The organism is Saccharothrix sp. AJ9571, from assembly GCF_021725495.1.
In the GTDB taxonomy this organism is placed as follows: domain Bacteria; phylum Actinomycetota; class Actinomycetes; order Mycobacteriales; family Pseudonocardiaceae; genus Amycolatopsis; species Amycolatopsis magusensis.
Map to the genome: position 1 here is coordinate 6,346,133 of NZ_CP091382.1, position 20,816 is coordinate 6,366,948.

The window sequence follows — 20,816 nt, forward strand, 5'->3', positions numbered from 1 at the left end:
CGAGTACGGAGAGGCAGAGAGCATGGCGGAGCGCCGAGGCATCACCGCGCCGCTGCGGGTGCGGGAGTTCCGGGCGCTCTGGTTCGCCGAACTCCTTTCGGTGGCGGGTGACCAGCTCGCCAGGGTCGCGCTGGCGGTCCTGGTCTTCGACCGGACCTCGTCGGCCGCGCTGACCGCGCTCACCTACGCGCTGACGTTCGTGCCGTCCATCCTCGGCGGCTTCCTGCTCTCCGGCCTGGCCGACCGGTTCCCCCGGCGCGCGGTGCTGGTGGTGACCGACTGCGCGCGGGCCGTCTTGGCGCTGCTGATGGCGGTGCCGGGACTGCCGCTGCCGGTCCTGTGGGCCTGTGTCGGACTCCTCAGCGTGGCCTCCGGACCGTTCAAGGCGGCGTCGATGGCTCTGCTGCCGCAGGTCGTGCCGGGGGAGCGGTACGCGCAGGCGCTGGCGTTGCGGCAGGTAACCGGACAGAGCGCGCAACTGGCTGGGTTCGCCGGCGGTGGTGCGCTGCTGGTGGTGCTCGAACCACACCTCGCGCTCGGCTTGAACGCGCTCACCTTCCTGGTCAGCGCGATTCTGATCCGGACCGGTGTCCGGCACCGGCCCGCGGCTTCGCGGGCTTCGGGCGAGACCGCGGACGAGGGCACGACGGATCGCCGCAAGCTCGTCACCTTGTACGCGCTGGTGTCGCTGGTGGGGTTCTACGTGGTGCCGGAGGGGCTCGCCGCGCCCTACGCGGACGGGCTCGGCGCCGCCGCGATCGGGGTCGGCCTGCTGCTCGCCGCCGATCCGCTGGGCAGCGTGCTCGGGGCCTGGCTGGTGGCGCGGTTCCGGATCCCGGCGTCGCCGGGCATCGCGGCCGGGCTCGCCGTGGCGGCGGGGCTTCCGCTGCTCGTGTGCGACCTGGTGCCGGGGCTGGCGTTGTCGATGCTGTGCTGGGCGGCGTCGGGTGTTTTCTCGACGGCGTATCTGGTTCAGACTCAGACCATGGTGGTGGACGCGGTGCCGGACCACCGGCTCGGCACGGTGATGGGACGGCTGGCGACGGTCCTCTACTGCTCACAGGGCGTAGCCGTGCTGCTGGCCGGACTGGCCGCCGACGCGGCCGGGCCGTTCCGCGTGATCGCCGCCGCCGGGCTGCTCGCCGCGGTGCTCGCGGCCGCGGCCGGAATCGGGTGGGCCCGCCCCCGGCGCGGCGGCGGGCCCGATTCCGATTTCACGGTTCACCAGTCTTTGTTACCCATGGCGGGGACCTCCTCACAGCGAATGGACTGCCGGGACGCAAGCGCACTCAGTATGAAGGTTTGAGGTGCACCGGATGACCGATCAGCCAGTGGCTGCCGCACCCGGCAAAAGGCCGGGAAACTGGAAAGTGTGGTCATTGCCGCGCCCGGTGCTGGGCTATGTGCTGGGCGTGGAATTGGTGGCGCTGGCGGTCCTCGCGGTCAGCGTTTTCCGGCCGTTCGCCGGTGCGCCGGAGGCCGCCGATCTGGGCCGCGCCGCGCTCCTGATCGCGCTGGGCGTGGTGTCCGCCGAGGTCACGCGCGGGGTCGAGCGCATGCGCCGCCAGTTCGCCGATGCCCCGCACGTCAACATGACCTCGGTCTGGACCATGGCCGCGGCCTTGCTCGTGCCCCCGGTGGTAGCCGCCGCGGTGACCGTGGTGCTCTATCTGCACCTGTGGTGGCGCAGTTGGCGCGCGGTCGCCGGAATGCAGGCCTTCCGCGTGGTTTTCAGCGCGTGCGTGGTGATCTTGTCTTGCACCGCGGTCGCCGCATTGTCCAGTGTTTTACCGGGCGGTGGAAATTCCGGCTTCGAACGCCCGGAAGGCTTGATTTCGATCATTGCCGTCATCGCCGTTTACTGGCTGGTGAATTCGGCACTGGTGGGTATGGTCATCTTCCTGTCGCGGGGTAAACGCTCGCTGCGGCGGCTCGCGGGGGCGTGGAGCGAGAACAGCCTCGAAGTGGCCACTCTCTGTGTCGGGATGCTGGTCGCGGCGCTGGTGCTGTGGCGGCCGTGGCTGGTGGTGCTGGTGCTGCCGCCGCTGTACGTGCTGCACCGGAGCGTGCTGGTGCGCCAGCTCGAGTACGCCGCCACCACCGACCACAAGACCGGCCTGCTCAACGCGTCGAGCTGGCACAGCCTCGCCGCCACCGAATTCGAGCGGGCGCGGCGGAACGGCACCCGGATCAGCGTGCTGATGGTCGATCTGGACCACTTCAAGCACGTCAACGACGAACTCGGGCACCTGGTCGGGGACCAGGTGCTGCGCGCGGTCGCCGACCTGATGCGGCGGGAGGTCCGGCGGTACGACCTGTGCGGGCGGTTCGGCGGCGAGGAGTTCGTGGTGCTGCTGCCGGAGACCGGCGTGCAGGCCGCCGCCGAGGTCGCCGAACGCATCCGCGTGGCCATCCGCGAGCACCGCATGGACGAGGCCGTGGTCGGGGAGCGGGCCGCCCGGCTGCGCCTGACCGTCTCGATCGGCGCCGCCGCCTGCCCGCAGGCGGGCGACTCGGTCGAAGACGTCCTGCTGGCCGCCGACAACGCCCTGTTCGCCGCGAAGAGCGCGGGCCGGGACAAGGTCCTCTCCGTCGGCCTGCCCTGACCCCCGCCCGAGTGTGGAGTTCAGCTGCACCAACGTGGGACTCAGCCTCCTGAACGCGGAGTTCGGCTGCCTGAACGTGGAACTCGCCCGAACCCGAGTCCCACGTTCAGGCACCCGAGTCCCACGTTCAGGCAGCCGAGTCCCACACTCCCGCAGCCGAACCCCACACTCGGCGCATCGGACTGGACACGAATGTGGCTTTGGGGGCCGAATCCGCCCCGAAAGCCACATTCGGGGCATGCGATGTCACGAAAGCCACATTCGTGACATCGGCTGCGCCGTGAAAGCCACATTCACGGCATGGGCGCGCGGACCCGGGGTCAGATGTTCAGTTTGCGCAGGGCGGCTGAGTCGCCGCCGCCTTCGCTGTATTCGTGTGCCCATTCCAGCAGTGGCCGTACCGCGCGCAGCAGGGCGCGGCCCTTCGGCGTCAGCCGGTACCAGACCGAGCTGAAGTTGCCGGTGCCCGCGCGCCGCTCGATCAGGTCGTGCTCCCTGGCGCGGCGCAGGGTGTCGGTCAGCACGCGGTCCGACAGCGGCCGCCGGGTGGCGTCGCCGTCGGAGCGGCGTTCGTTGTCGTTGATCGTGGCCAGCAGATCGGTGTACTGCGTCTCCCGCAGGGCGAGCGTGGCCAGCACCGCGATGGTCCAGCGGCCGCGGATCACCGCGACGGCGTCGTTGAGCCGCTCCTGGTACGAGACGTCGAACTCGGCGGCGCTGTCCACGCCGCCAGCTAACACGATCGCCCGCTCCGGCCGCTGCCCCGGTGCGACCGAACGGGTGACAAATGGCCCACTGAGCCTTCCCTCAGTGGGCGCCTTACCTTCCCCTCAGCCGGTCGGCGCCCGGTATCCAGGGAGGTGAACGGCGGCGGCCGGGTGCCCATCATTCGGGGGGCTGATGGGATCGCAGACATCCGGCCGGCCGCCGTTCGACGCTCAGCGCCCGGATTCCCGCGGGTACAGCTCGGCCCGCCTGCTCAGCCCCGAGGCGATCTGCCTGCTCAGGGTGGCCAGGTCGTCCTGGAGCCGGTCGAGTTCCTTCGCGTGCTCGTCCAGCCGTCTGCCGTGCCGGGCGATCTGGATGCCGTACTGACCGATCCGCATCTGCAGCCCGTCCAGCGAATCGCCCGCCACGGTGGGCTCGGGCTCGGCTGCATCCGGGTCGGTCATCGGGGGGACCTCGCTGTGGAACGGCACAAATCAGCAGGGGTTTCCCCGGTCGGCCGAAAGCTAAACCCGCGTCGCCGCGATGACCTTGGTCAGCACCGCGTGCAGTTCCTCCAGTTCCCCGAGTTCCATGCCCAGCCGCTCGACCACCCGGTAGGGGATCTTCTCCGCCTCGGCCCGCAGCCGCCGTCCGGCGTCGGTCAGCTCGACCAGCAGCTCGCGCTCGTTGCCCTCGTTCCGCCGCCGCGTCAGGTAGCCGATGCCCTCCAGCCTCTTGAGCAGTGGCGACAGCGTGGCCGGATCCTGGCGCAGGGTGGCCCCGAGGTCCTTGACCGTGCGCGGGGAGCTGTCCCAGAGCGCCAGCAGCACCAGGTACTGGGGATGGGTGAGCCCGTGCGGCTCGAGCAGCGGGCGGTAGAGCGCGATGACCGATCTCGACGCGATCGACAACGCGAAGCAGACCTGCCGCTCCAGGGCGAGCGGGTTCGGTCCCAGGTCGAGCTCGGCCACGGTGTTTCCTCCGGCACACTAATGGTTAACGCACTAACTGTTAGCGTACGCTACTGGCATGCGGAAGCGACCGAACCCGGTGCTGTGGCTCTGGTACGCGCTCGGCGGGCGGCTGCCCGATCGCCATCGCGAGTGGGTGCTGCACGACGTCACGGCGAAGACCTGGATCCTGCGGCACGCCGCGCGCAGCACGGTGCTGATCCTGCCGCTCGTGTCGGTCTGGCTGCTGCTGCCCGGGCCGCTGGGCCTGCGGTTGTCGCTGGTGCTGATGGCGGCGCTGGTGGGCTACTTCTACTCCTTCGCCTACGTCGAGGAGAGCGGGGAGCACCGCCTGGCCAAGCACGGCTACCCGCGCGGGACCGGCAAGCGCCTGCGCGCGGAGGCCAAGGAGGCCGCCAACGCCGAGGTCACCCAGCGCTACCTCGCCCGCTATCGCGAGTGACTTAGCACTCCCTCACTCGGGGGTGTTTACCCATTGTCCCTGCGCCGCCGGAGGGCGTACCGGAAAATGGGGTCATGGCAGTACGTGAGGGGAAGCAGGGGACGGACGAGGAGCCGACGCCGATCTACGACTCGGTGGCCGGTGAACAGGGCGGTCGCGAAGCCGAGCGGTCGGACGACCCGCGGGTCCAGGCGGGGGACAAGTAAGCCCCGTCAAGCGCGGCGCTGGGCGACGAGCGCTTCGATGCCGTCGAGGATGCGGTCCAGGCCGAATTCCACGTCGGAGTCCTGCATGCCGTCCTCGCCGTAGTCCCCGCTGAGGACCGCGGCCACCCGCGGATAACCGCGCTCGCGCAGCCGTGGCTGCAGGAACTCGTTCAACGCCACGGGCTGCTCGTCGGACGCGCTCGCGCGGATGTCGCGGAGCAGGGCGGCCGTGCTGCGCGCCCAGCCGTCGACCAGCGTCGCGCAGCCGAGCGCGTCGCGGTCGCTGAGCCCCGAGTCCGCCATCGCTTCGAGGAAGACCTCCAGCCAGCGCAGCAGGTTCGGCGTGGTCGGGCCGCCGCGCACCGGCACTTCGAGCAGCCACGGGTGCAGGCGGCAGCGGTCGAGCAGGGCGTGGGCCCAGGTCGTCACCGCGGTGCGCCAGTCGCCGGTCAGCGGCTCCGGGGGGAGGCCCCAGCCGGCTTCGGCGGCCAGCACCAGCAGTTCCTCCTTCGAGCGCAGGTACCGGTAGAGCGCGTTCGCGGTGATGCCGAGGCGTTTGGCGATCGCGGGCATGGACAGCGCCGCGAAGCCCTCGGCGTCGGCCTGGGCGACGGCGGCCTCGACGATCTGCTCGACGCTGTAGGCCGGTTTCGGCCCGCGCCGGGGGGTCGCGGTGTGTCCCCAGGCCAGTGCGGTGCCGGGGGGCAGCAACTCCATCCGATCCTCGTTCACCGGCCCATCCTTGCACTCGAAACTGGTAAAGGCATAAACTGTTAGTGTCTTACACAGTTTCAGTTCGCTAGGGGGATCGTCATGACGGAACCGAACAGGCGGAACGTGCTCCGGGGCGCGGCCGCGCTGGCCGCCGGTGGGGTGGCCGCCACGTACGCGGGCGGGGTGCCCGCGTTCGCCGAGAACACGGAGGCGGTGGTCGGCACGGCCGAGCGGCACCCGTTCCTCGAAGGGGCGTTCGCGCCGGTGCGGGAGGAGGTGACCGCGTTCGATCTGCCGGTCACCGGCCGCATCCCGCGTGAGCTGAACGGGCGCTACCTGCGGACCGGGCCGAACGTGCTGGGCCTGGAGGACCCGCGTGCGCACCACTGGATGCTGGGCGAGGGCATGGTGCACGGCGTCCGGCTGCGCGACGGGCGGGCCGAGTGGTACCGCAACCGCTGGGTGCGCTCGTCGGGGGTCGCGGCCAAACTGGGGGAGCGGTACCCGTGGCAGGCGCCCGCTGAGGACTTCGCGCCGAACACGCACGTGATCAACCACCACGGCCGCATCCTCGCGCTGCAGGAGAGCGGCCCGGCGCCGTACGAGCTCGACGGCGAGCTGAACACGCTGGGCCCGTACGACTTCGGCGGTTCGCTCGACGGCGCCTACACCGCGCACACCAAGTTCGACGCCCGCGCCGACGAACTGCACGCGGTGACCTACCACCCGGCCTGGGACCACGTGCGCCACCTGGTGGTCGACCGGAGCGGACGGGTGGTGCGGACCACGCGCATCGCGGTCGCCGACAACCCGATGATGCACGACTTCGCGCTGACCGAGCGCTACGTGGTGGTGTTCGACGTGCCGGTCACCTTCGACCCGCAGCCGGGCAGGGTGGTGCCCTACAAGTGGAACGTCAACCACCAGGCCAGGGTCGGGGTGATGAAGCGGTCGGGCGGCCCGGTCCGCTGGTTCGGCGTGGACCCGGTGTTCTACTCGCACACCCTGAACGCCTACGAGCACGGCCACTCCGTGGTGGTGGACCTGACCACGCTGCCGGCGCCGTTCGAGGTGGCGGGCAAGCCGGGCCACGGCGGCCCGTTCGCCTCCGGGACGCCGGTGCTGGAGCGGTGGACCATCGACCTGGCCGGCGGCCGGGTGCGGCGGCAGGTGCTCGACGACCGGCCCCAGGAGTTCCCGCGGGTCAACGAGAACCTCGTCTCGCGGCGGCACCGCTACGGTTACGCGGCTTCACCGGGGGACCTGCTCGACGCCTACCTGGACAAGCCGGCCAACACCTTCCGCAACGCGCTGATCAAGCACGACCTGCGTGGCGGGCGTTCGGAGGTGCACCGGTTCGGGCCGGGCGCGGCGGCGAGCGAGGCGGTGTTCGTGCCCGCGGCGCGGAGCAAGGCCGAGGACGACGGGTACGCGCTGGCCTACGTGCACAACCCCGACCGCAACGCCTCGGACCTGGTGATCCTGGCGGCGCAGGACTTCACCGCGAAGCCCCTGGCCCGCGTCCACCTGCCGAAGCCGGTGCCGCTCGGCTTCCACGGCAGCTGGGTGGCGGACTGAGGGCTCTCCGTAATTGCGGACTCCGGCGGCGCGGCTTGTCCCGCGCCGCCGCGACTGGGAGCGTTTTGTGTTGTGGAGCCCAGTATTTCGCGCAGCGTGCAGATCGCCGCCCCGGTCGAGGCGGTCTGGGCGCTGGTCACCGACCTGCCGGGCATGGGGCGCTTCAGCCCGGAGAACGCCGGTGGGCACTGGGTGGCCCCGGCGACCGGACCGGCGGCGGGAGCGCGCTTCCGCGGCACGAACCGCAACGGCAGGCGTGAGTGGCGGACACGGGTACGGGTGATCGCCTGCGAACCCGGCCGCCGCTTCACCTTCGACGTGCGCTCGCCGTTCGGCGTGCGGGTTTCGCGCTGGTCCTACGAGTTCGCCCCGGCCGGGGACGGCTGCCTGCTCACCGAGCACTGGTACCGCGTGGGCAACTGGTTCATCCGCCGGATACTGGGGCCCCGGGTGACCGGCCGGGCCGACCGGCCCGGCTTCAACACCCACTCGATCGAGCACACGCTGCGCGCGGTCAAGGCGCACGCCGAAGCGGTCACTCAGGCAGCGTAGCCCGCCCGGCGAACCACTCCCGCACCTCGGCCTTCATCAGCGACTGCAGCACCACGACGCCGAGCACCAGCTGCAGGATCCCGGACGGCACCCCGCCCTGCGCCAGCGTCATCACCAGGCCGAGCGCGCCGCTGGCCACGGTGATCCATTCGAAGACCAGCGCGAGGGTGCGGACCCAGGGCAGTCGCTGGTGCAGCTTGATCGCGCAGATCAGCAGGGGCAGCGCGAGCACGATGGCGGCCACGCCCAGCAGCAGCGGGGCGGTCAGGTCGTCGCTGCCGTTGTCCAGCGAGACGACCAGCAGCGTGATGAAGAAGCCGATGACGATGCTGAGCAGGGACTGGATGTACAACACGATGCGGGTCTGGCGCAGGGTCTTCGGCAGGCGCTGGTGCTGGTTCGGCTGGACGGTCATCGGCGTGCTCCGGCTTTCCTCGGGGACGGGGCCCACGATTCTTAGCAGGTTTTCCGCGCCGGACCCGGGCAGTGACAGGAAAGTGACTTTCCCGGCGGGGGAGCCACCGGGAAAGTCACTTTTCCGTCACTCGACCGGCCGAGCGGTCAGGTGCTCAGCAGCTGGTTGAAGAAGGACCGGTACTGGCGCAGTGCCAGTCGCAGGTCCTCGGTGGCCACCTCGTCACCGCGGCTCCACTGGCCTTCCAGCTCGCTCTTGTGCGCGGCGAAGGTCGCGGCCAGCGACTGGATCACCTGGGCCACCAGCTCGTCGGCTTCGCGGACCGCGCGCTGCGGGTCGTCGACGAAGGCGGTCTGGATGGCCTGCCAGTTGTCCCGGTAGCCGTTGACCTCGTCGGCGGCGAACAACGGCTGGTTGTTCGGCTCGTCGTCGGTGGCCGTCCCGGGGGAGGTGGTGGCCGGGGTGCCGAGCGTGCCCGCCGGTTCGGTGGAGTGGGGCGTGAAGTCCGGCTCGGGCGCGACGTCCTGCTCGGGGATGGTGTCCGGTTCGGACCCGGCCCTGTCCACATCGGACTCGTGGGTGGTCCGCTCGTCGGGGAGCAGATCCTGGGTGGTCAGATTTTCGTGGCGTTCCATGTCTTACCTGCCGTTCCGTACGTCGTGGCGTTCGTTGGCGGTGTCGTGGCGCTCGTCGATCCGATCATCGGCACGTGCCTCGGTCCGCGTCTCGTTGCGGTCGTCGTGCTGGGCATCGTGCTTCGAGTCGTGCTTCGCTTCGCCGTGCCGGTGGCCGTCCTCGGCCGTGTCATCGCCGAGCAGGTCCTCGAACACGGTGCGGTAGCGCACCATCGCGTCGCGCAGGTCCTCTGTGGACTTCTGCTCGTGCTCGTGACCGACCATGGTCTCGTGTGCGTGGCGGTAGTGGTCGAGCGTCTTCGAGTGCTTCACCGACAGGTCGGCCAGCTGCTGGTCGTAGCCCTCGGTGGGGTACCCGCGCTCGGCCATCAGCTGGGTGAGCACCCGGTCGGCTTCGGCCACCGCCGGCGCCGGGCTGTCGACGAACTGCGCCTGGATCTGCGCCCACTGCGCGGTGTAACGCTCCTTGGCCTGCGGGGAGAGCGGCCGGATGTCGAGCTCGTGGTGCCGCTTCTCCCGTGCGGCCAGTTCCCGCTGCGCCGCCCGCGGATTGTCGTGGTCGGCGACCGCACGCTCGTACTCGGGACCGAACTCCCGCTGCAGCCGCTTGCGCTGTATTTCCTGCATGACCAGCCACACCACCGCGCCGGCGACGACGACGGCGGCGATGACGATCAGGACAACTACCCACGTGGGCATTGGTTTCTCCTCGTGCTCTTGGTGAGCTGACCCCCGCTGAGCACTGGATGCCCGGAACCCGCGAACCGAAAACCCTTGCAGGACAAGGCCTTCGCGATCTTGGGCCATCCGGCGGTACCCGCACCGCCGGATGCCACGCCCACCCGGGACCCCGTCGATGTTCAACGACACCGGCCGGACGGCGCGTGGCCCTCCGCCACCCGAGTGCGGGATTCGGCTGCCCGAACGTGGAACTCGCGTGCCCGAGTGTGGAGTCCGGCTTCCTGAACGTGGAACTCGCGTGCCTGAGTGTGGAGTCCGGCTTCCTGAACGTGGAACTCGCGTGCCTGAGTGTGGGGTTCGGGTGTTTGAACGTGGGGTTCGCGGAGGACGAGTTCTGCGTTCAGGAAGCCGAGTTCCACACTCAGGTAGGCGAAACCTGCGTTCGGGGAGCTGAGTTCTACGGTCGTGCGGGCGAACTCCACACTCAGGCGGGCGGGACGGACGGTGGGGCGTGGGGTTATTCGGCGGGGTAGGGGGTGGACTTCAGGAGGGTGGCCAGGTGGGCGGCGTTGCGGGCGAGGGTGGCGTTGGTGGAGGCGACGGCGTCCGGGGTGCTGTCCAGGTCGTTGTAGTCGCCCGGCGTCATGGCTTCGCCGTTCCAGTACGTGCCGCCCTGGGCGGGGATGGTGAAGCCGGTGTCGTTCAGCGCCTGGAACAGGTCGGCGGTGATCTTGTGCGCGCCGTCCTCGTTGCCGACCACGGCGGTGACCGCGACCTTGCCGAACATCAGCGGGCGGCCCTCGTCGTCCGTTTCGGACAGTTCGGCGTCCAGGCGTTCCAGCACCCGCTGCGCCACGCTCGACATGTGCCCGACCCAGGTGGGTGACGCCATCACCAGGATGTCCGCGCCGAGCACCTTTTCCCGGATGGACGGCCACGCGTCGCCGTCGCCCATGTCCTTTTCCACGCCCGGCCGCACGTCGTGGTCCACCACGCGGATGGACTCGCACTCGACCCCGTGCCCGCGCAGCTCGTCGAGCACCTGACCGGCGAGCAGTTCGGTGCTGGACGGGGCGGGCGACGGCTTCAGGCTGCAAGTCAGTGCCACTGCTCGTAACGCGGTCATGCGGGCCGGTTACCCCGCCGACCACGGGGTAACCGCCCCGCATGACCGAGAACGACAAGAACCAGCCACCCCAGCGACAGGAACCCCCCGGCACCACCGGTGACATGCGACCCGAGCCGCAGGATTCGATGACCGGTTACCAGGGCCGGGACCTCCTCGCGGGCAAACGCGCGCTGATCACCGGTGGTGACTCCGGCATCGGGCGGGCGGTCGCGGTGGCGTTCGCCAAGGAGGGCGCGGACGTCGCCATCGCCTACCTGGACGAGCACGAGGACGCCGAGCACACCGCCGGACTGGTGCGCGCCGAAGGCCGCCGCTGCGAACTCTTCCCCGGTGACCTGGCCGACGGCCGTCAGTGCGCCGCGGTGGTCCAGCAGACGGTGGACTCCCTGGGCGGGCTCAACATCCTGGTGAACAACGTGGCCACCCAGTGGCCGGTGGATTCACCCGAAGAGCTGACCGAAGAGCAGTGGATGCGCACCTTCGACGTGAACATGCACAGCTACTTCCGGGTGACCGCCGCCGCGCTGCCGCACCTGGGCGAAGGCGACGCGATCATCAACACCGGGTCGGTCAACGGCCTGCGGGGCAACAAGTCCCTCATCGACTACTCCGCCACCAAGGGCGCCATCCACGCCTGGACCTACTCCATGGCCCAGGCGCTGGCGGACAAGGGCATCCGGATCAACTGCGTGGCCCCCGGTCCGGTGTGGACCCCGTTGATCCCGGCGACCTTCGACGAGGAGAAGGTCGCCGAGTTCGGGCAGCAGGTGCCCTTCGGACGGGCGGCGCAGCCGGACGAGATCGCGCCGTCCTACGTGTTCTTCGCCTCGAACCGGCTGTCCTCGTACTACTCCGGGGAGGTGCTCGCCCCGCTCGGCGGCGAGACCACCCCGGGCTGAGCCTCAGGCACGCTCGGTGACGCGCGTCCTGCTGGACAGGAACCACATCGCGAGTCCGGCCAGCGCGGTGATCCCGTGCAGCCAGTTGCCCGCGGCGTTGACGTTCAGCACGTCACCGGGCGTGTCGGCACTGCTCGCCAGCACGCCGAACACGGTCATCCCGGTGAGCGCCACGAACAGCACCAGGCCGTAGATCTTCGCCCCGGCCGGTTTGGCCGCCGCGGCCAGGCCCAGCAGCCCGATCACGATGTGCAGCACGTTCTGGACCGCGCTCACGCTGAAGATCCAGACCATGTTGACGCCATCGGGGCCGACCTGCCCGGGTTGCTCGGCGATGGTGAAGCCGAGCACCCCGAGCAGGAGGTAGACCAGGCCGACCACCAGGGCCAGCACCCTTGCCACGTTCATCGCCTCACACCACCGGGTTCAGGCCGCGGCCGACCGCGGAGGCCAGGAAGCACCAGCCCCGCGAGACCGACAGGCAGGGCAGGTGCCGCTCCCGCAGGCGCTTGAGCGCCCGGGTCGACGCGCTCATCGCGGTCTGGTCGACCACCGCGCAGGCGGCTTCGTCGTCGGAACTCTCCACGGCCTGCACACCGTGGCGATCACCCCATTCGGACAGTTCCCGCAGAGCCGCGGAATCGCCGAGGTAAACCACTTTGAGTGTCTGCATTTTCCTCACTCCCCGAAAAGCTTGTGCTCTCCAAGGGGTAACCGCTGCGCCTGCGTCGAAACCCCGGTCGCGCCCCGGGTCACACCTGGTCGCGGGGGATGACCCGGTGCCAGTTCTCGGAGAACACGCGGTGGCCGTTCTCGTAGCCGTCCAGTTCGGCGTGCACGATGAACTCGGTCGGCGTGCAGGTCAGCACGGTGTGGGTCTCCGTGCGCGCCTCCCAGTCCCCGCGGGCGAAGGTCATCGTCCACGCCGTTTCCCCGCGTGCGGAGGAGAAGTCGTCGGCGCGCGAGCTGTAGCGCTCGTAGGCGCGCCTGCCGACCCGCAGGTCGATGTCCTCGAAGTAGTCGACCCCGCTGTCCTTGACGATCTCCAGCGCCGATTCGTAGTCGACCAGGTCACGGCTGACCGTCCACCGCTGCTCGCCGGGCTGCAGCTGGGTCACGGTCATCGGCGCGGTGCCTTCCGGCTCGTCGAACGGGCGCAGCGTCACCTCGTCCGGCTCGCCCAGCGGGCGGATCGGCAGCCGGACCGTGCTTTCCCCGGTGTAGATCTTGAGCCGGGTGCGGGACGGCGGCGGCCAGGCCAGCGGCCAGTACGAAGTGGACAGCGACAACCGGATGCGGTGCCCCGGCGGGAACGCCTGCGCCACCCCGTTCAGCTCGATCGACACGCGGTACCGGCGGCCCGGCTCCAGCGGTTCGGGGTGCTCGTGCCCGTCCCGGTGGGTCAGGTTGAGCAGGCCGTAGGTGACCCGGGTGGCGCGCCCGTCCGGGTAGACGTCCGACAGCCGGACGGCGATCATCGCCACCGGCTCGCTCGACTCGACCTCCAGTTCGACCGTCGGCGCGCCGAGGATCTCGCAGCGCTCGGTCAGCGGGTCGGTCTCGAACACCAGCGAGCCGCCGTCCTCCTCGCGCTGGTCGTACGGCAGGTCCGGCGGCGCGTTGTAGGAGGCCCACTTGCCGGAGAACTGGCCGACCGACAGCGGTGATTCGATCTCCAGCGCCTGCTCGGGGACCACTTCGCCGGGGCGGGCGATCCGGTGCGCGTCGAGCGAGTGCACCGACGGCGTGACGTGCGGCGAGGGCCAGCTGGGTTCGCCGACCCACCGGCCGGGCCTGCTCTCGTAGGCGGTGGACGGGGGCACGCTGTCCTGCATCCACACGCGGAGCATCGGCTCGTCCATCACGTCGTTGTCCTTGCCCGCCAGCCAGTGGTCCCACCAGCGGACCACCTCCTGCAGGTAGCCGATGGCCGGCCCGGGCTGCCCGAGGTGCGGGTACTTGTGCGACCAGGGGCCGATCAGGCCCTTGCGCGGCACATCCAGGTTGCGCATCAGCCGCAAGACGCCGTTGGAGTACCCGTCGGCCCAGCCGCTCGAGGCCAGCACCGGGACCTGGATGTCGCTGTAGTTCTCGCAGACCGACGCGTGGCGCCAGTATTCGTCGCGCCGCTGGTGGGAGAGCCACTTCTCGATCCACAGGCCACTGCCGGACAGCCGCTCCAGCCACATGTCGCGCCACCGGTCGCCGACCAGCGCGGGGTCGGGCGGCAGCGTGGAGTAGGCGAACATGGTGGAGGCCTCGCCCAGGTTGTCCGAGAGCAGGCAGCCGCCCATGTAGTGCATGTCGTCGCCGTAGCGGTCATCGGTGAACGAGGAGATGACGATCGCCTTGAGGCTCGGCGGTTTGCGCGCCGCCACCTGCAACGCGGCGAAGCCGCCCCAGGAGATGCCCATCATGCCGGTGTCGCCGGTGCACCACGGCTGCTCGGCGATCCAGGCCAGCGCGTCCTCGGCGTCCCGTTGTTCCTGTTCGAGGTATTCGTCTTCCAGCACCCCGTCGGACTCGCCGGAGCCGCGGATGTCCACCCGCACGCACGCGTAGCCGTGCCCGGCCAGGTACGGGTGGTGGATGGCGTCGCGTCCGGCGGTCAGGTCCCGTTTGCGGTACGGGATGTACTCCATGATCCCGGGCACCGGCCGCTGGCCGGAATCGGCCGGGCGCCAGATGCGGGCGGCCAGGCGGGTTCCGTCCGGCAGCGGGATCCAGACGTTCTCCTCTTCGATGATCTGCTGCGGTAGTTGTGTCACCGTGCGCATTGCTCGACGGTAACGCCGGGCCCGCCCCGGCGCAGTGGACGGGTTTGATCCGGCCCGCCGGGGTAATCAGGGGCCATGGAGAAATCCCTGCTGCCGACCCCATTATCGCTCTGGATGGACTCGACCGCCGGGCCGGACCGCGGGGGCGGCGCGCTGCCCGGTGAGGTCGACGTGGTGGTGGTCGGTGCCGGGATCGCCGGGCTGACCACCGCCTACGCCCTCGCGCGCGACGGGCGGACGGTGCTGGTGCTGGAGGCGGGGCCGGTCGGTGGCGGGGTGTCCGGGCACACCACGGCGAAGCTCACCGCGCAGCACGCGGAGAAGTACGCCTCCCTGCGTGAGCGCAAGGGGCCGGAAGCGGCCGCGCAGTACGGCCAGGACCAGAGCGCCGCGGTCGACTGGATCGCCAGGACCTCGGAGGAACTGGGGATCGACTGCGCGTTCGTGCGCACCGACAGCTACGTCTACACCACCGGCGAAGAGCGCTTGAGCGACCTGCGTGCCGAAGCGGCCGCGGCCGCCGACGCGGGATTGCCCGCGGAATTCGTCGACGGGGTCGACCTGGACGTGCCGGCGGTGGGCGCGGTGCGCTTCGCCCGCCAGGCGCGTTTCCACCCGAGGCGGTGGCTGCTCGGCCTCGCTTCGGCCATCGAGAAGCTCGGCGGGCAGGTCGCGGAGAACGCCAGGGTGATGCGGGTCGACGAACGCCCGGTGCCGGTCGTCCACACCGAACGCGGCAAGGTCCGGGCCGGGGAAGTGGTGATCGCCACCCACTACCCCCTGCTGGACCGCGGTGTCTACTTCGCCAAGCTCGATCCGGTGCGCGACCTCGTGGTGGCCGGGCCGGTGGCCGAGAGCCACGACGGCATGTTCCTCGACGGTGACACGCACCACTCCGTGCGGTACCACGACAACGGCGGTGAACTGCTGGCCATCGTCGGCGGTGAGCACTACCGCACCGGCGAGGAGGTCGACGTCGAGGCGCGGTACGCCCGGCTGGCGGAATGGGCCGCCCGGCACGTCGGGGTGACCAGGGTGACGCACCGCTGGTCCGCCCACGATCTGTCCACTCTGGACTCGGTGCCCTACGTCGGCCGGTACCACCCCCTGTCCCGGCACCTGTGGGTGGCGACCGGCTTCGGGCAGTGGGGGATGAGCGGCGGTACGGCCGCCGGGCTCCTGCTGGCCGATCTGATCGGCGGCCGGGAGAACCCCGGCGCCTGGCTCTACGACCCGGAGCGCTTCGACCTGCGTTCCGGGATTTCCCTGGCACGCAACAACTTCACCGTGGCCAAACACTACGTCGGCGACCACGTGCGCGCGGTGGGCGCGGACGCCGAGTTCGCCACACTCGGCCTCGGTGAAGCCCGGGTGGCCACTTCCGGCGCGTCCGTGATCGCCGCCTACCGCGACGAGCAGGGCGTGCTTCACCGCCGCCGCGCGCACTGCACGCACCTCGGCTGCGTGGTCGCGTTCAACAACGCGGAGAAGACCTGGGACTGCCCGTGTCACGCTTCGCGGTTCGGCATCGACGGCACGGTCATCCAGGGTCCGGCGACCCGGCCGCTGCCGGAAGCGTGAGCCGCGGGTAGAACTGCTACTGGGGCTGGCCGGACTGCTCGCGCTGAGCGCGGCCCTGCTGCCCAAGCTGGTGACGAACCGGCCGCTGTCCATGCCGTTGGTGCTGCTGGTGCTCGGGGTGGTGATCGGGCTGCTCCCGCTGCCCTCGCCCTACGGGCAGGTGTGGGGCGATCCCACGCCGCACCTGGGCGCTGCAGGTGATCACCGAGCTCGGGGATGGTCATCGCGCTGGTCGGGACCGGGCTGAACACCGATCGCAAGCTCGGCTGGCACGCGTGGAACTCCACCTGGCGGCTGCTGCTGTTCGCGATGCCGCTGTTCATCGGGGTGGTCTTCCTGCTCGGCCACTGGCTGCTGGCGCTGCCCGCCGCGGCCGCACTGGTGCTCGCCGCCGCGCTCGCGCCGACGGATCCGGTGCTGGCCTCCGACGTGAGCGTGCCCGAACCGCACGCGGACAAGGAACTCACCTCGGGCAACGAGGTGCGGTTCACCCTGACCACCGAGGCGGGCCTGAACGACGGCCTGGCCATGCCGTTCATCATGCTCGGGTGGCTGCTCGGCAGGCTGATCTTCGACACCCGATCCGACGAGGTCCGGTTGTCGGAGTACTCGGACGGCCTGGTGGTGCTGGTGCTGGCCTTCCTGCCGTTCGTGGCGGCGGAACTGGTGCAGGGCAACGGATTTCTGGCTGTCTTCGCGGCCGCGGTGACCCTCCGGGCACGTGAGCGCTCGCACGGCTACCACGCCGTGCTGCACGGCTTCGGCGACCAGCTGGAACGGCTGTTCGTCGCGGTCGCGCTGCTCGCACTCGGCGTGGCGATCGGGGACGGGCTGCTGGCGGGCCTGCGGCCGGTCGAAGTGCTGCTGGCCGTGGTGGCGGTCTTCGTGGTGCGCCCGCTGACCAGCCTGGTCTCGCTGATCGGCGCGCCACCGGGCAAACGCGGTTCGCTGGCCATCTCGTTCTTCGGCGTGCGGGGGATCGGCACCCTGTTCTACGTCGTCTACGCCCTCGCCCACGGTGATTTCCCGGTGCCCGACGTGATCTGGCGGGTGGCCGCGGTGGCCGTGGCGGTGTCCGTGCTGGTGCACGGCATCACCGCGGAACCGGCGATGCGCCGGCTGGAACGCCTTGGCGCACAAGGCAGGCGCCGCCGGATCGCCTGAGGAGGGCCAGTATGCTCGGCGACCATGCCGGTAGCGATCGTCACGGGGAGCTCTCGGGGGATCGGCCGCGCCATCGCCGAACGGCTGGCCGCGGACGGCGCCAGGGTGGTGGTCAACTACCGCACCGGCGCTGACGCCGCGGCCGAGGTGGTCCGGACCATCGAGGAGCGCGGCGGGCGGGCCACGGCGGTCCAGGCGGACGTCACGGATCTGGTGCAGCTGCGCCGGTTGTTCGACGCCGCCGGCGAAGTGGACATCTTCGTCAGCAACGTGGGCGTCGCCCGGTTCGGGCCGCTGGCCGAGGTGACCGACGAGCAGTACGACTTCCTCTTCGACATCAACACGCGCTCGACCTTTTACGCGCTGCGGGAAGCGGCCCGCCGGGTGCGGGACCACGGGCGGATCGTGGTGATCTCCAGCGCGGTGGTGGTGACCAACCGGCCGGGCACCGCGCTCTACGCGGCCACGAAAGCGGCGGGGGACCAGCTGGTGAAGGTCGTCGCGAAGGAACTCGGCGGGCGCGGAGTCACCGTGAACAGCGTGCTGCCGGGCGCGGTCCGCACCGACGCGCTCGCCGCGGACGGGCCGCCCGGGGTGATCGAGAGGTCCATCGCGCAGACGCCGCTGAACCGCATCGCGGAACCGTCCGACATCGCCGACATCGTCGGTTTCCTCGCCTCGCACGACGGACGGTGGGTCACCGGCCAGACCCTGCACGCGGGCGGCGGTCAGTTCTAGGCCGCGCAACCACTCCGGTCGGCGCGGATCACCAGCACCTCTTCGAAGTCCTGGCCCGGCTCGATCAGCCCGGTCCGCTCCAGGTAGCGCTTCTGTTCCTGGAGGACGGGGTTGAACGGCACCAGCCGGCGCGCCACCACACCCGCCCGCAGCCGCTGCCGCCGGAGTTCGGTCAGCGTGGCCTCCGGGTCGCACAGCGAAGAGTGCAGCATGAGCAGCGTTCCCTGCCGGGCCAGCAGATCGCGGGCCCTGGCGCACAACGGATCCAGGTACCGGCGGCCGTCCGGGCCAGGAACGTACGGCGGATTCGCCAGCACCACGTCGAACCGGCCCAGCCGACCACGGCCGGCGGGATCACCGCGGAACGCCCGCACCGGCAGCCTGCGCAGGGAACCGTTGAGCCGCGCGCTGAGCACGGCCCGGCGGCAGCGTTCGATGGCGACCACCTCGGCGGCGCCCTCGCGGGCCGCGACCGCCGGGCCCGAGCCGGTGCCCAGGTCGAGGACCCGGGCACCGGGCCGGACGCGGGCGTCCGCCAGTGCCTTGGTGAGCAGGGTGGTATCGGTACGGGCACCGGGGAATCGCAGAGTGGGCACGGCTCCCTGTACCACCGGAGCCGGAGATCGAAACCCTTATGGGCTCAGGGATCGGCGAGCAACTTGCCGCGAAGTCTTTCCAGCGTCTGGGAAAGCAGCCGCGACACGTGCATCTGCGAGATGCCCAGCCGGTCGGCGATCTGGGTCTGCGTCATGTTCCCGAAGAACCGCAGCTTCAGGATCGTGCGCTCGCGCTCGGGCAGTTCCGCCAGCAGCGGCCGCAGGGCCGCGTGGTTCTCCACCGCTTCCAGATCGGTGTCCTCCTCGCCGAGCGTCTCGGCCAGTGGCAGCCGCTCGCTGTCCGAGCTGACCGGCTTGTCCACCGACACCGCCTGGTAGGCGTTGCCCGCCACCAGTCCTTCGCGGACCTCGTCGGCGTTCATGCCGAGCTTTTCGGCGATCTCCGACGGCGTCGGCGCCCGGCCCAGCGTCTGCGCCAGTTCCCCGGTGGCGTGGCTGATCGCCAGGTGCAGTTCCTTGAGCCGGCGCGGCACGCGGACCGACCAGCTGGAGTCGCGGAAGTACCGCCGGACCTCGCCCATGACCGTGGGCACCGCGAAGGAGAGGAACTCGGAGCCGCGCCCGACCTCGAAGCGGTCCACCGCGTTGATCAGGCCGAGGCGGGCGACCTGGAGCAGGTCGTCGAAATTCTCGCCGCGCCCCGAGAAGCGGCGGGCGATGTGCTCGGCCACCGGCAGGTATTCGGTGACCAGGCGGTCCCGTAGTTCGTCGCGGCGGCGATCGCCCGGCGGCAGCCCGGCGAGTTCGGCGAACAGCGGGGCGCAGTGGGCGTACTGCTCGCCCCTGGCTTTCGGAGCCGACTCCTGGCTCACTGGCCCCCCGTCCTCGTGGCCATCACCAGGTCGATGGTCACCACGCGGCCTCCCTGCTCGGTCACCTGGTACGAGGCGGAGTCGGTCACCGTCTTCACCACGTGCCAGCCGAAGCCGTCGGTCTCGGGCACGGCCTGGTCCGCGGTCGGCGCGGACACCGATACCGCCAGCTCGGCGGCGGAGAGCCGGTAACGGCAGCTGACGCTGGAGCCGACCTCGGCGTGGTGGACCAGCCAGGAGGCGACCTCGTCCACGGCGATCTTGAAATCGGCGATGGCGTCGAGGTCGAAATCCTCCTTCGTGGCCACCGCCTCGGCGAGCATCCGCAGCAGGGGGAGGTGCTCCAACCGGGCGGGAACGCTGAGTTCGACGTGCTCGGTGAGCAGGGCGTCGATCTGCCCGCTCAGTTCAGTATCGGCCATCGGCGTGCTCCCGGGGGTGAACTGGTGTTGCCATGACCGGGGGAGTACCCGCCCGCAGGCCCGGCACACACCGATTTCCCGGCTCGTGTAACGGGCTCGCGAGCGGGTATCCCACCCGGATGAAACTGGGTGTCCTGGACATCGGCTCCAACTGCGCCCAACTGCAGATCGTCGACGGCGCGCCGGGCGCGCCGCCGCTCCCGGCGATGGCGATCAAGGAGCCGACGCGGCTGGCGGAGGAGATCGAAGACAACGGCGAGCTCAGCGAACGCGGGGTCGCCAGAGTCATCCGCGCGGTCGGCCAGGCGCTGGTCGCGGCGCGGCAGAACCACGTGGAGGAGCTGTTCGTCTACGCCACTTCGGCCATCCGGGACGCGGGCAACCGGGACGAGGTGCTCGACTCGGTCGAGGCGGAGACCGGGATCCGGCCGCAGTTCCTCACCGGCGAAGACGAGGCGCAGCTGACCTATGCCGCCGCCCACCGCTGGTACGGCTGGTCGGCCGGGCGGATCCTGCTGCTCGACATCGGCGGTGGCTCGCTGGAGATCGCGCTGGGCCGAGACGCCAAGCCCGACCTCGCGCTGTCGCTCCCGCTCGGGGCCGGCCGCCTGACCAGGGACTTCCTGCCCGACGACCCGCCGAGCGGCCGGCAGCTGCGCGACCTGCGGCGCCACATCCACGCCACGCTCCGCGAAATCTCCGACCGCCTGCGCTGGGAAGGGCCCGCGGCCAGGGCCGTGGTCACCTCGAAGACGTTCAAGCAGCTGGCACGGGTGTGCGGGGCGGCACCGCAGCGCAAGGGGCCGTTCGTGCACCGCGAGCTGAGCGCCGCCGACCTCCGGGCCCTGGTACCCGAGCTGGCCGCGCTGCCTGCGGCGAAACGAGCCAAGCTGCGCGGGATCTCGGCGTCGAGGGCGGGGCAGATCGTGGCCGGGGCGGTGGTGGCCGAACAGGTGATGAAGGCCTTCGACCTGACCTCGGTGGAGCTGTGCCCGTGGGCCCTGCGTGAGGGCATCATCCTGCGGTACCTGGCCGGGCTGCCCGACCAGGTGCCCGACCTGCACCTGCAGCCCATCAGCGGCACCATCCGCCCGGACGACGCGGTGCCGCTGCGCCCGGTGGCGGACTGCGACCTGCCGATCGGCTGACGCCGCCCTGCGGGTTCGCCG

25 protein-coding genes are annotated in these 20,816 nt (G+C 70.6%); 11 read left to right on the top strand and 14 right to left on the bottom strand.

What is annotated here, in order from left to right; translation table 11 throughout:
* The first annotated feature begins 22 nt into the window (after positions 1-22).
* Together L3Q67_RS29405 and L3Q67_RS29410 are read left to right on the top strand one after the other, a co-directional pair.
* Complete coding sequence (locus tag L3Q67_RS29405; protein WP_499184675.1) at positions 23-1,306, top strand: MFS transporter; 1,284 nt, start codon at positions 23-25, stop codon at positions 1,304-1,306.
* 10 nt (positions 1,307-1,316) lie between these two features.
* Complete coding sequence (locus tag L3Q67_RS29410; protein WP_499184676.1) at positions 1,317-2,606, top strand: GGDEF domain-containing protein; 1,290 nt, start codon at positions 1,317-1,319, stop codon at positions 2,604-2,606.
* A 320-nt stretch (positions 2,607-2,926) separates the two neighbouring features.
* Here L3Q67_RS29410 and L3Q67_RS29415 read toward each other — a convergent pair whose 3' ends face one another.
* The 3 genes from L3Q67_RS29415 to L3Q67_RS29425 form a co-directional block, all read right to left on the bottom strand.
* A complete protein-coding gene (locus L3Q67_RS29415) occupies positions 2,927-3,331 on the bottom strand; it encodes a winged helix-turn-helix transcriptional regulator (protein ID WP_499184677.1) in 405 nt (134 codons plus the stop codon).
* 213 nt (positions 3,332-3,544) lie between these two features.
* Positions 3,545-3,778, bottom strand: coding sequence for a hypothetical protein (locus tag L3Q67_RS29420; protein ID WP_499184678.1), 234 nt, complete (start codon positions 3,776-3,778; stop codon positions 3,545-3,547).
* Positions 3,779-3,838: 60 nt separating this feature from the next.
* On the bottom strand, positions 3,839-4,285 hold the full coding sequence (locus tag L3Q67_RS29425) for a MarR family winged helix-turn-helix transcriptional regulator (protein ID WP_499184679.1): 447 nt from the start codon (positions 4,283-4,285) through the stop codon (positions 3,839-3,841).
* Between the two features lie 58 nt (positions 4,286-4,343).
* Between L3Q67_RS29425 and L3Q67_RS29430 the strand changes: the two genes are divergently transcribed.
* Positions 4,344-4,727 (top strand): DUF5313 family protein, encoded by a 384-nt coding sequence (locus tag L3Q67_RS29430; RefSeq protein WP_499184680.1) that lies wholly within the window; start codon positions 4,344-4,346, stop codon positions 4,725-4,727.
* 74 nt (positions 4,728-4,801) lie between these two features.
* On the top strand, positions 4,802-4,933 hold the full coding sequence (locus L3Q67_RS29435; protein WP_395896970.1) for a hypothetical protein: 132 nt from the start codon (positions 4,802-4,804) through the stop codon (positions 4,931-4,933).
* A gap of 6 nt (positions 4,934-4,939) precedes the next feature.
* Here L3Q67_RS29435 and L3Q67_RS29440 read toward each other — a convergent pair whose 3' ends face one another.
* On the bottom strand, positions 4,940-5,665 hold the full coding sequence (locus L3Q67_RS29440) for a TetR/AcrR family transcriptional regulator (protein WP_499184681.1): 726 nt from the start codon (positions 5,663-5,665) through the stop codon (positions 4,940-4,942).
* Positions 5,666-5,746: 81 nt separating this feature from the next.
* Between L3Q67_RS29440 and L3Q67_RS29445 the strand changes: the two genes are divergently transcribed.
* Positions 5,747-7,225, top strand: coding sequence for a carotenoid oxygenase family protein (locus tag L3Q67_RS29445; RefSeq protein ID WP_499184682.1), 1,479 nt, complete (start codon positions 5,747-5,749; stop codon positions 7,223-7,225).
* Positions 7,226-7,297: 72 nt separating this feature from the next.
* Positions 7,298-7,777, top strand: a complete 480-nt coding sequence (locus L3Q67_RS29450; RefSeq protein ID WP_499184683.1) for an SRPBCC family protein — start codon at positions 7,298-7,300, stop codon at positions 7,775-7,777.
* On the opposite strand, the gene L3Q67_RS29455 is transcribed toward L3Q67_RS29450, so the two are convergent.
* From L3Q67_RS29455 to L3Q67_RS29470, 4 genes are all read right to left on the bottom strand, one after another.
* On the bottom strand, positions 7,761-8,192 hold the full coding sequence (locus L3Q67_RS29455) for a hypothetical protein (RefSeq protein WP_499184684.1): 432 nt from the start codon (positions 8,190-8,192) through the stop codon (positions 7,761-7,763). The two genes, L3Q67_RS29450 and L3Q67_RS29455, sit on opposite strands and share 17 nt — an antisense overlap.
* Positions 8,193-8,338: 146 nt before the next feature.
* Entirely contained in the window at positions 8,339-8,827 is a 489-nt protein-coding gene (locus tag L3Q67_RS29460; RefSeq protein ID WP_499184685.1) for a hypothetical protein, read from the bottom strand.
* Between the two features lie 3 nt (positions 8,828-8,830).
* A complete protein-coding gene (locus L3Q67_RS29465; RefSeq protein WP_499184686.1) occupies positions 8,831-9,526 on the bottom strand; it encodes a hypothetical protein in 696 nt (231 codons plus the stop codon).
* A 499-nt stretch (positions 9,527-10,025) separates the two neighbouring features.
* On the bottom strand, positions 10,026-10,634 hold the full coding sequence (locus L3Q67_RS29470; protein WP_499184687.1) for a flavodoxin family protein: 609 nt from the start codon (positions 10,632-10,634) through the stop codon (positions 10,026-10,028).
* Positions 10,635-10,675: 41 nt separating this feature from the next.
* On the opposite strand from L3Q67_RS29470, the gene L3Q67_RS29475 reads away from it, so the two are divergent.
* Positions 10,676-11,536 carry a Rossmann-fold NAD(P)-binding domain-containing protein gene (locus L3Q67_RS29475; RefSeq protein ID WP_499184688.1) on the top strand — a complete coding sequence of 287 codons (861 nt, stop codon included), beginning with the start codon at positions 10,676-10,678 and terminating at the stop codon, positions 11,534-11,536.
* 3 nt (positions 11,537-11,539) lie between these two features.
* Here L3Q67_RS29475 and L3Q67_RS29480 read toward each other — a convergent pair whose 3' ends face one another.
* The 3 genes from L3Q67_RS29480 to L3Q67_RS29490 all read right to left on the bottom strand — a co-directional run bounded on the left by L3Q67_RS29480 (position 11,540) and on the right by L3Q67_RS29490 (position 14,313).
* Positions 11,540-11,944 (bottom strand): DUF4383 domain-containing protein, encoded by a 405-nt coding sequence (locus L3Q67_RS29480; protein ID WP_499184689.1) that lies wholly within the window; start codon positions 11,942-11,944, stop codon positions 11,540-11,542.
* Between the two features lie 4 nt (positions 11,945-11,948).
* A complete protein-coding gene (locus L3Q67_RS29485) occupies positions 11,949-12,209 on the bottom strand; it encodes a hypothetical protein (RefSeq protein WP_209667781.1) in 261 nt (86 codons plus the stop codon).
* Positions 12,210-12,288: 79 nt separating this feature from the next.
* Complete coding sequence (locus tag L3Q67_RS29490; RefSeq protein ID WP_499184690.1) at positions 12,289-14,313, bottom strand: CocE/NonD family hydrolase; 2,025 nt, start codon at positions 14,311-14,313, stop codon at positions 12,289-12,291.
* Positions 14,314-14,388: 75 nt separating this feature from the next.
* Here L3Q67_RS29490 and L3Q67_RS29495 point away from each other — a divergent pair, with 75 nt between their 5' ends.
* The 3 genes from L3Q67_RS29495 to L3Q67_RS29505 all read left to right on the top strand — a co-directional run bounded on the left by L3Q67_RS29495 (position 14,389) and on the right by L3Q67_RS29505 (position 17,796).
* Positions 14,389-15,894, top strand: a complete 1,506-nt coding sequence (locus L3Q67_RS29495; protein WP_499184691.1) for an FAD-dependent oxidoreductase — start codon at positions 14,389-14,391, stop codon at positions 15,892-15,894.
* Positions 15,895-16,110: 216 nt separating this feature from the next.
* Entirely contained in the window at positions 16,111-17,058 is a 948-nt protein-coding gene (locus tag L3Q67_RS29500) for a cation:proton antiporter (protein ID WP_499184692.1), read from the top strand.
* 24 nt (positions 17,059-17,082) lie between these two features.
* On the top strand, positions 17,083-17,796 hold the full coding sequence (locus L3Q67_RS29505; protein WP_499184693.1) for a Rossmann-fold NAD(P)-binding domain-containing protein: 714 nt from the start codon (positions 17,083-17,085) through the stop codon (positions 17,794-17,796).
* Here the strand turns inward: L3Q67_RS29505 and L3Q67_RS29510 are convergent.
* From L3Q67_RS29510 to L3Q67_RS29520, 3 genes are read right to left on the bottom strand one after another with little or no spacing between them, the layout of a single operon-like run.
* Positions 17,793-18,392: a class I SAM-dependent methyltransferase gene (locus L3Q67_RS29510; protein ID WP_499184694.1), complete on the bottom strand. Its 600-nt coding sequence runs from the start codon at positions 18,390-18,392 to the stop codon at positions 17,793-17,795. The two genes, L3Q67_RS29505 and L3Q67_RS29510, sit on opposite strands and share 4 nt — an antisense overlap.
* A 44-nt stretch (positions 18,393-18,436) precedes the next feature.
* A complete protein-coding gene (locus L3Q67_RS29515; protein WP_499184695.1) occupies positions 18,437-19,225 on the bottom strand; it encodes a SigB/SigF/SigG family RNA polymerase sigma factor in 789 nt (262 codons plus the stop codon).
* Positions 19,222-19,647, bottom strand: coding sequence for an ATP-binding protein (locus L3Q67_RS29520; RefSeq protein WP_499184696.1), 426 nt, complete (start codon positions 19,645-19,647; stop codon positions 19,222-19,224). Before L3Q67_RS29520 ends, L3Q67_RS29515 begins: the two co-directional genes overlap by 4 nt.
* A 119-nt stretch (positions 19,648-19,766) precedes the next feature.
* Between L3Q67_RS29520 and L3Q67_RS29525 the strand changes: the two genes are divergently transcribed.
* A complete protein-coding gene (locus L3Q67_RS29525; RefSeq protein WP_499184697.1) occupies positions 19,767-20,795 on the top strand; it encodes a Ppx/GppA family phosphatase in 1,029 nt (342 codons plus the stop codon).
* Positions 20,796-20,816 lie beyond the last annotated feature (21 nt).

Coding starts and splice junctions, on each gene's coding strand:
- L3Q67_RS29405 (WP_499184675.1), top strand. CDS start 23: ATGGCGGAGCGCCGAGGCATCACCGCGCCGCTGCGGGTGCGGGAGTTC.
- L3Q67_RS29410 (WP_499184676.1), top strand. CDS start 1,317: ATGACCGATCAGCCAGTGGCTGCCGCACCCGGCAAAAGGCCGGGAAAC.
- L3Q67_RS29420 (WP_499184678.1), bottom strand. CDS start 3,778: ATGACCGACCCGGATGCAGCCGAGCCCGAGCCCACCGTGGCGGGCGAT.
- L3Q67_RS29430 (WP_499184680.1), top strand. CDS start 4,344: ATGCGGAAGCGACCGAACCCGGTGCTGTGGCTCTGGTACGCGCTCGGC.
- L3Q67_RS29435 (WP_395896970.1), top strand. CDS start 4,802: ATGGCAGTACGTGAGGGGAAGCAGGGGACGGACGAGGAGCCGACGCCG.
- L3Q67_RS29445 (WP_499184682.1), top strand. CDS start 5,747: ATGACGGAACCGAACAGGCGGAACGTGCTCCGGGGCGCGGCCGCGCTG.
- L3Q67_RS29455 (WP_499184684.1), bottom strand. CDS start 8,192: ATGACCGTCCAGCCGAACCAGCACCAGCGCCTGCCGAAGACCCTGCGC.
- L3Q67_RS29460 (WP_499184685.1), bottom strand. CDS start 8,827: ATGGAACGCCACGAAAATCTGACCACCCAGGATCTGCTCCCCGACGAG.
- L3Q67_RS29465 (WP_499184686.1), bottom strand. CDS start 9,526: ATGCCCACGTGGGTAGTTGTCCTGATCGTCATCGCCGCCGTCGTCGTC.
- L3Q67_RS29470 (WP_499184687.1), bottom strand. CDS start 10,634: ATGACCGCGTTACGAGCAGTGGCACTGACTTGCAGCCTGAAGCCGTCG.
- L3Q67_RS29475 (WP_499184688.1), top strand. CDS start 10,676: ATGACCGAGAACGACAAGAACCAGCCACCCCAGCGACAGGAACCCCCC.
- L3Q67_RS29480 (WP_499184689.1), bottom strand. CDS start 11,944: ATGAACGTGGCAAGGGTGCTGGCCCTGGTGGTCGGCCTGGTCTACCTC.
- L3Q67_RS29485 (WP_209667781.1), bottom strand. CDS start 12,209: ATGCAGACACTCAAAGTGGTTTACCTCGGCGATTCCGCGGCTCTGCGG.
- L3Q67_RS29490 (WP_499184690.1), bottom strand. CDS start 14,313: ATGCGCACGGTGACACAACTACCGCAGCAGATCATCGAAGAGGAGAAC.
- L3Q67_RS29495 (WP_499184691.1), top strand. CDS start 14,389: ATGGAGAAATCCCTGCTGCCGACCCCATTATCGCTCTGGATGGACTCG.
- L3Q67_RS29500 (WP_499184692.1), top strand. CDS start 16,111: ATGGTCATCGCGCTGGTCGGGACCGGGCTGAACACCGATCGCAAGCTC.
- L3Q67_RS29505 (WP_499184693.1), top strand. CDS start 17,083: ATGCCGGTAGCGATCGTCACGGGGAGCTCTCGGGGGATCGGCCGCGCC.
- L3Q67_RS29520 (WP_499184696.1), bottom strand. CDS start 19,647: ATGGCCGATACTGAACTGAGCGGGCAGATCGACGCCCTGCTCACCGAG.
- L3Q67_RS29525 (WP_499184697.1), top strand. CDS start 19,767: ATGAAACTGGGTGTCCTGGACATCGGCTCCAACTGCGCCCAACTGCAG.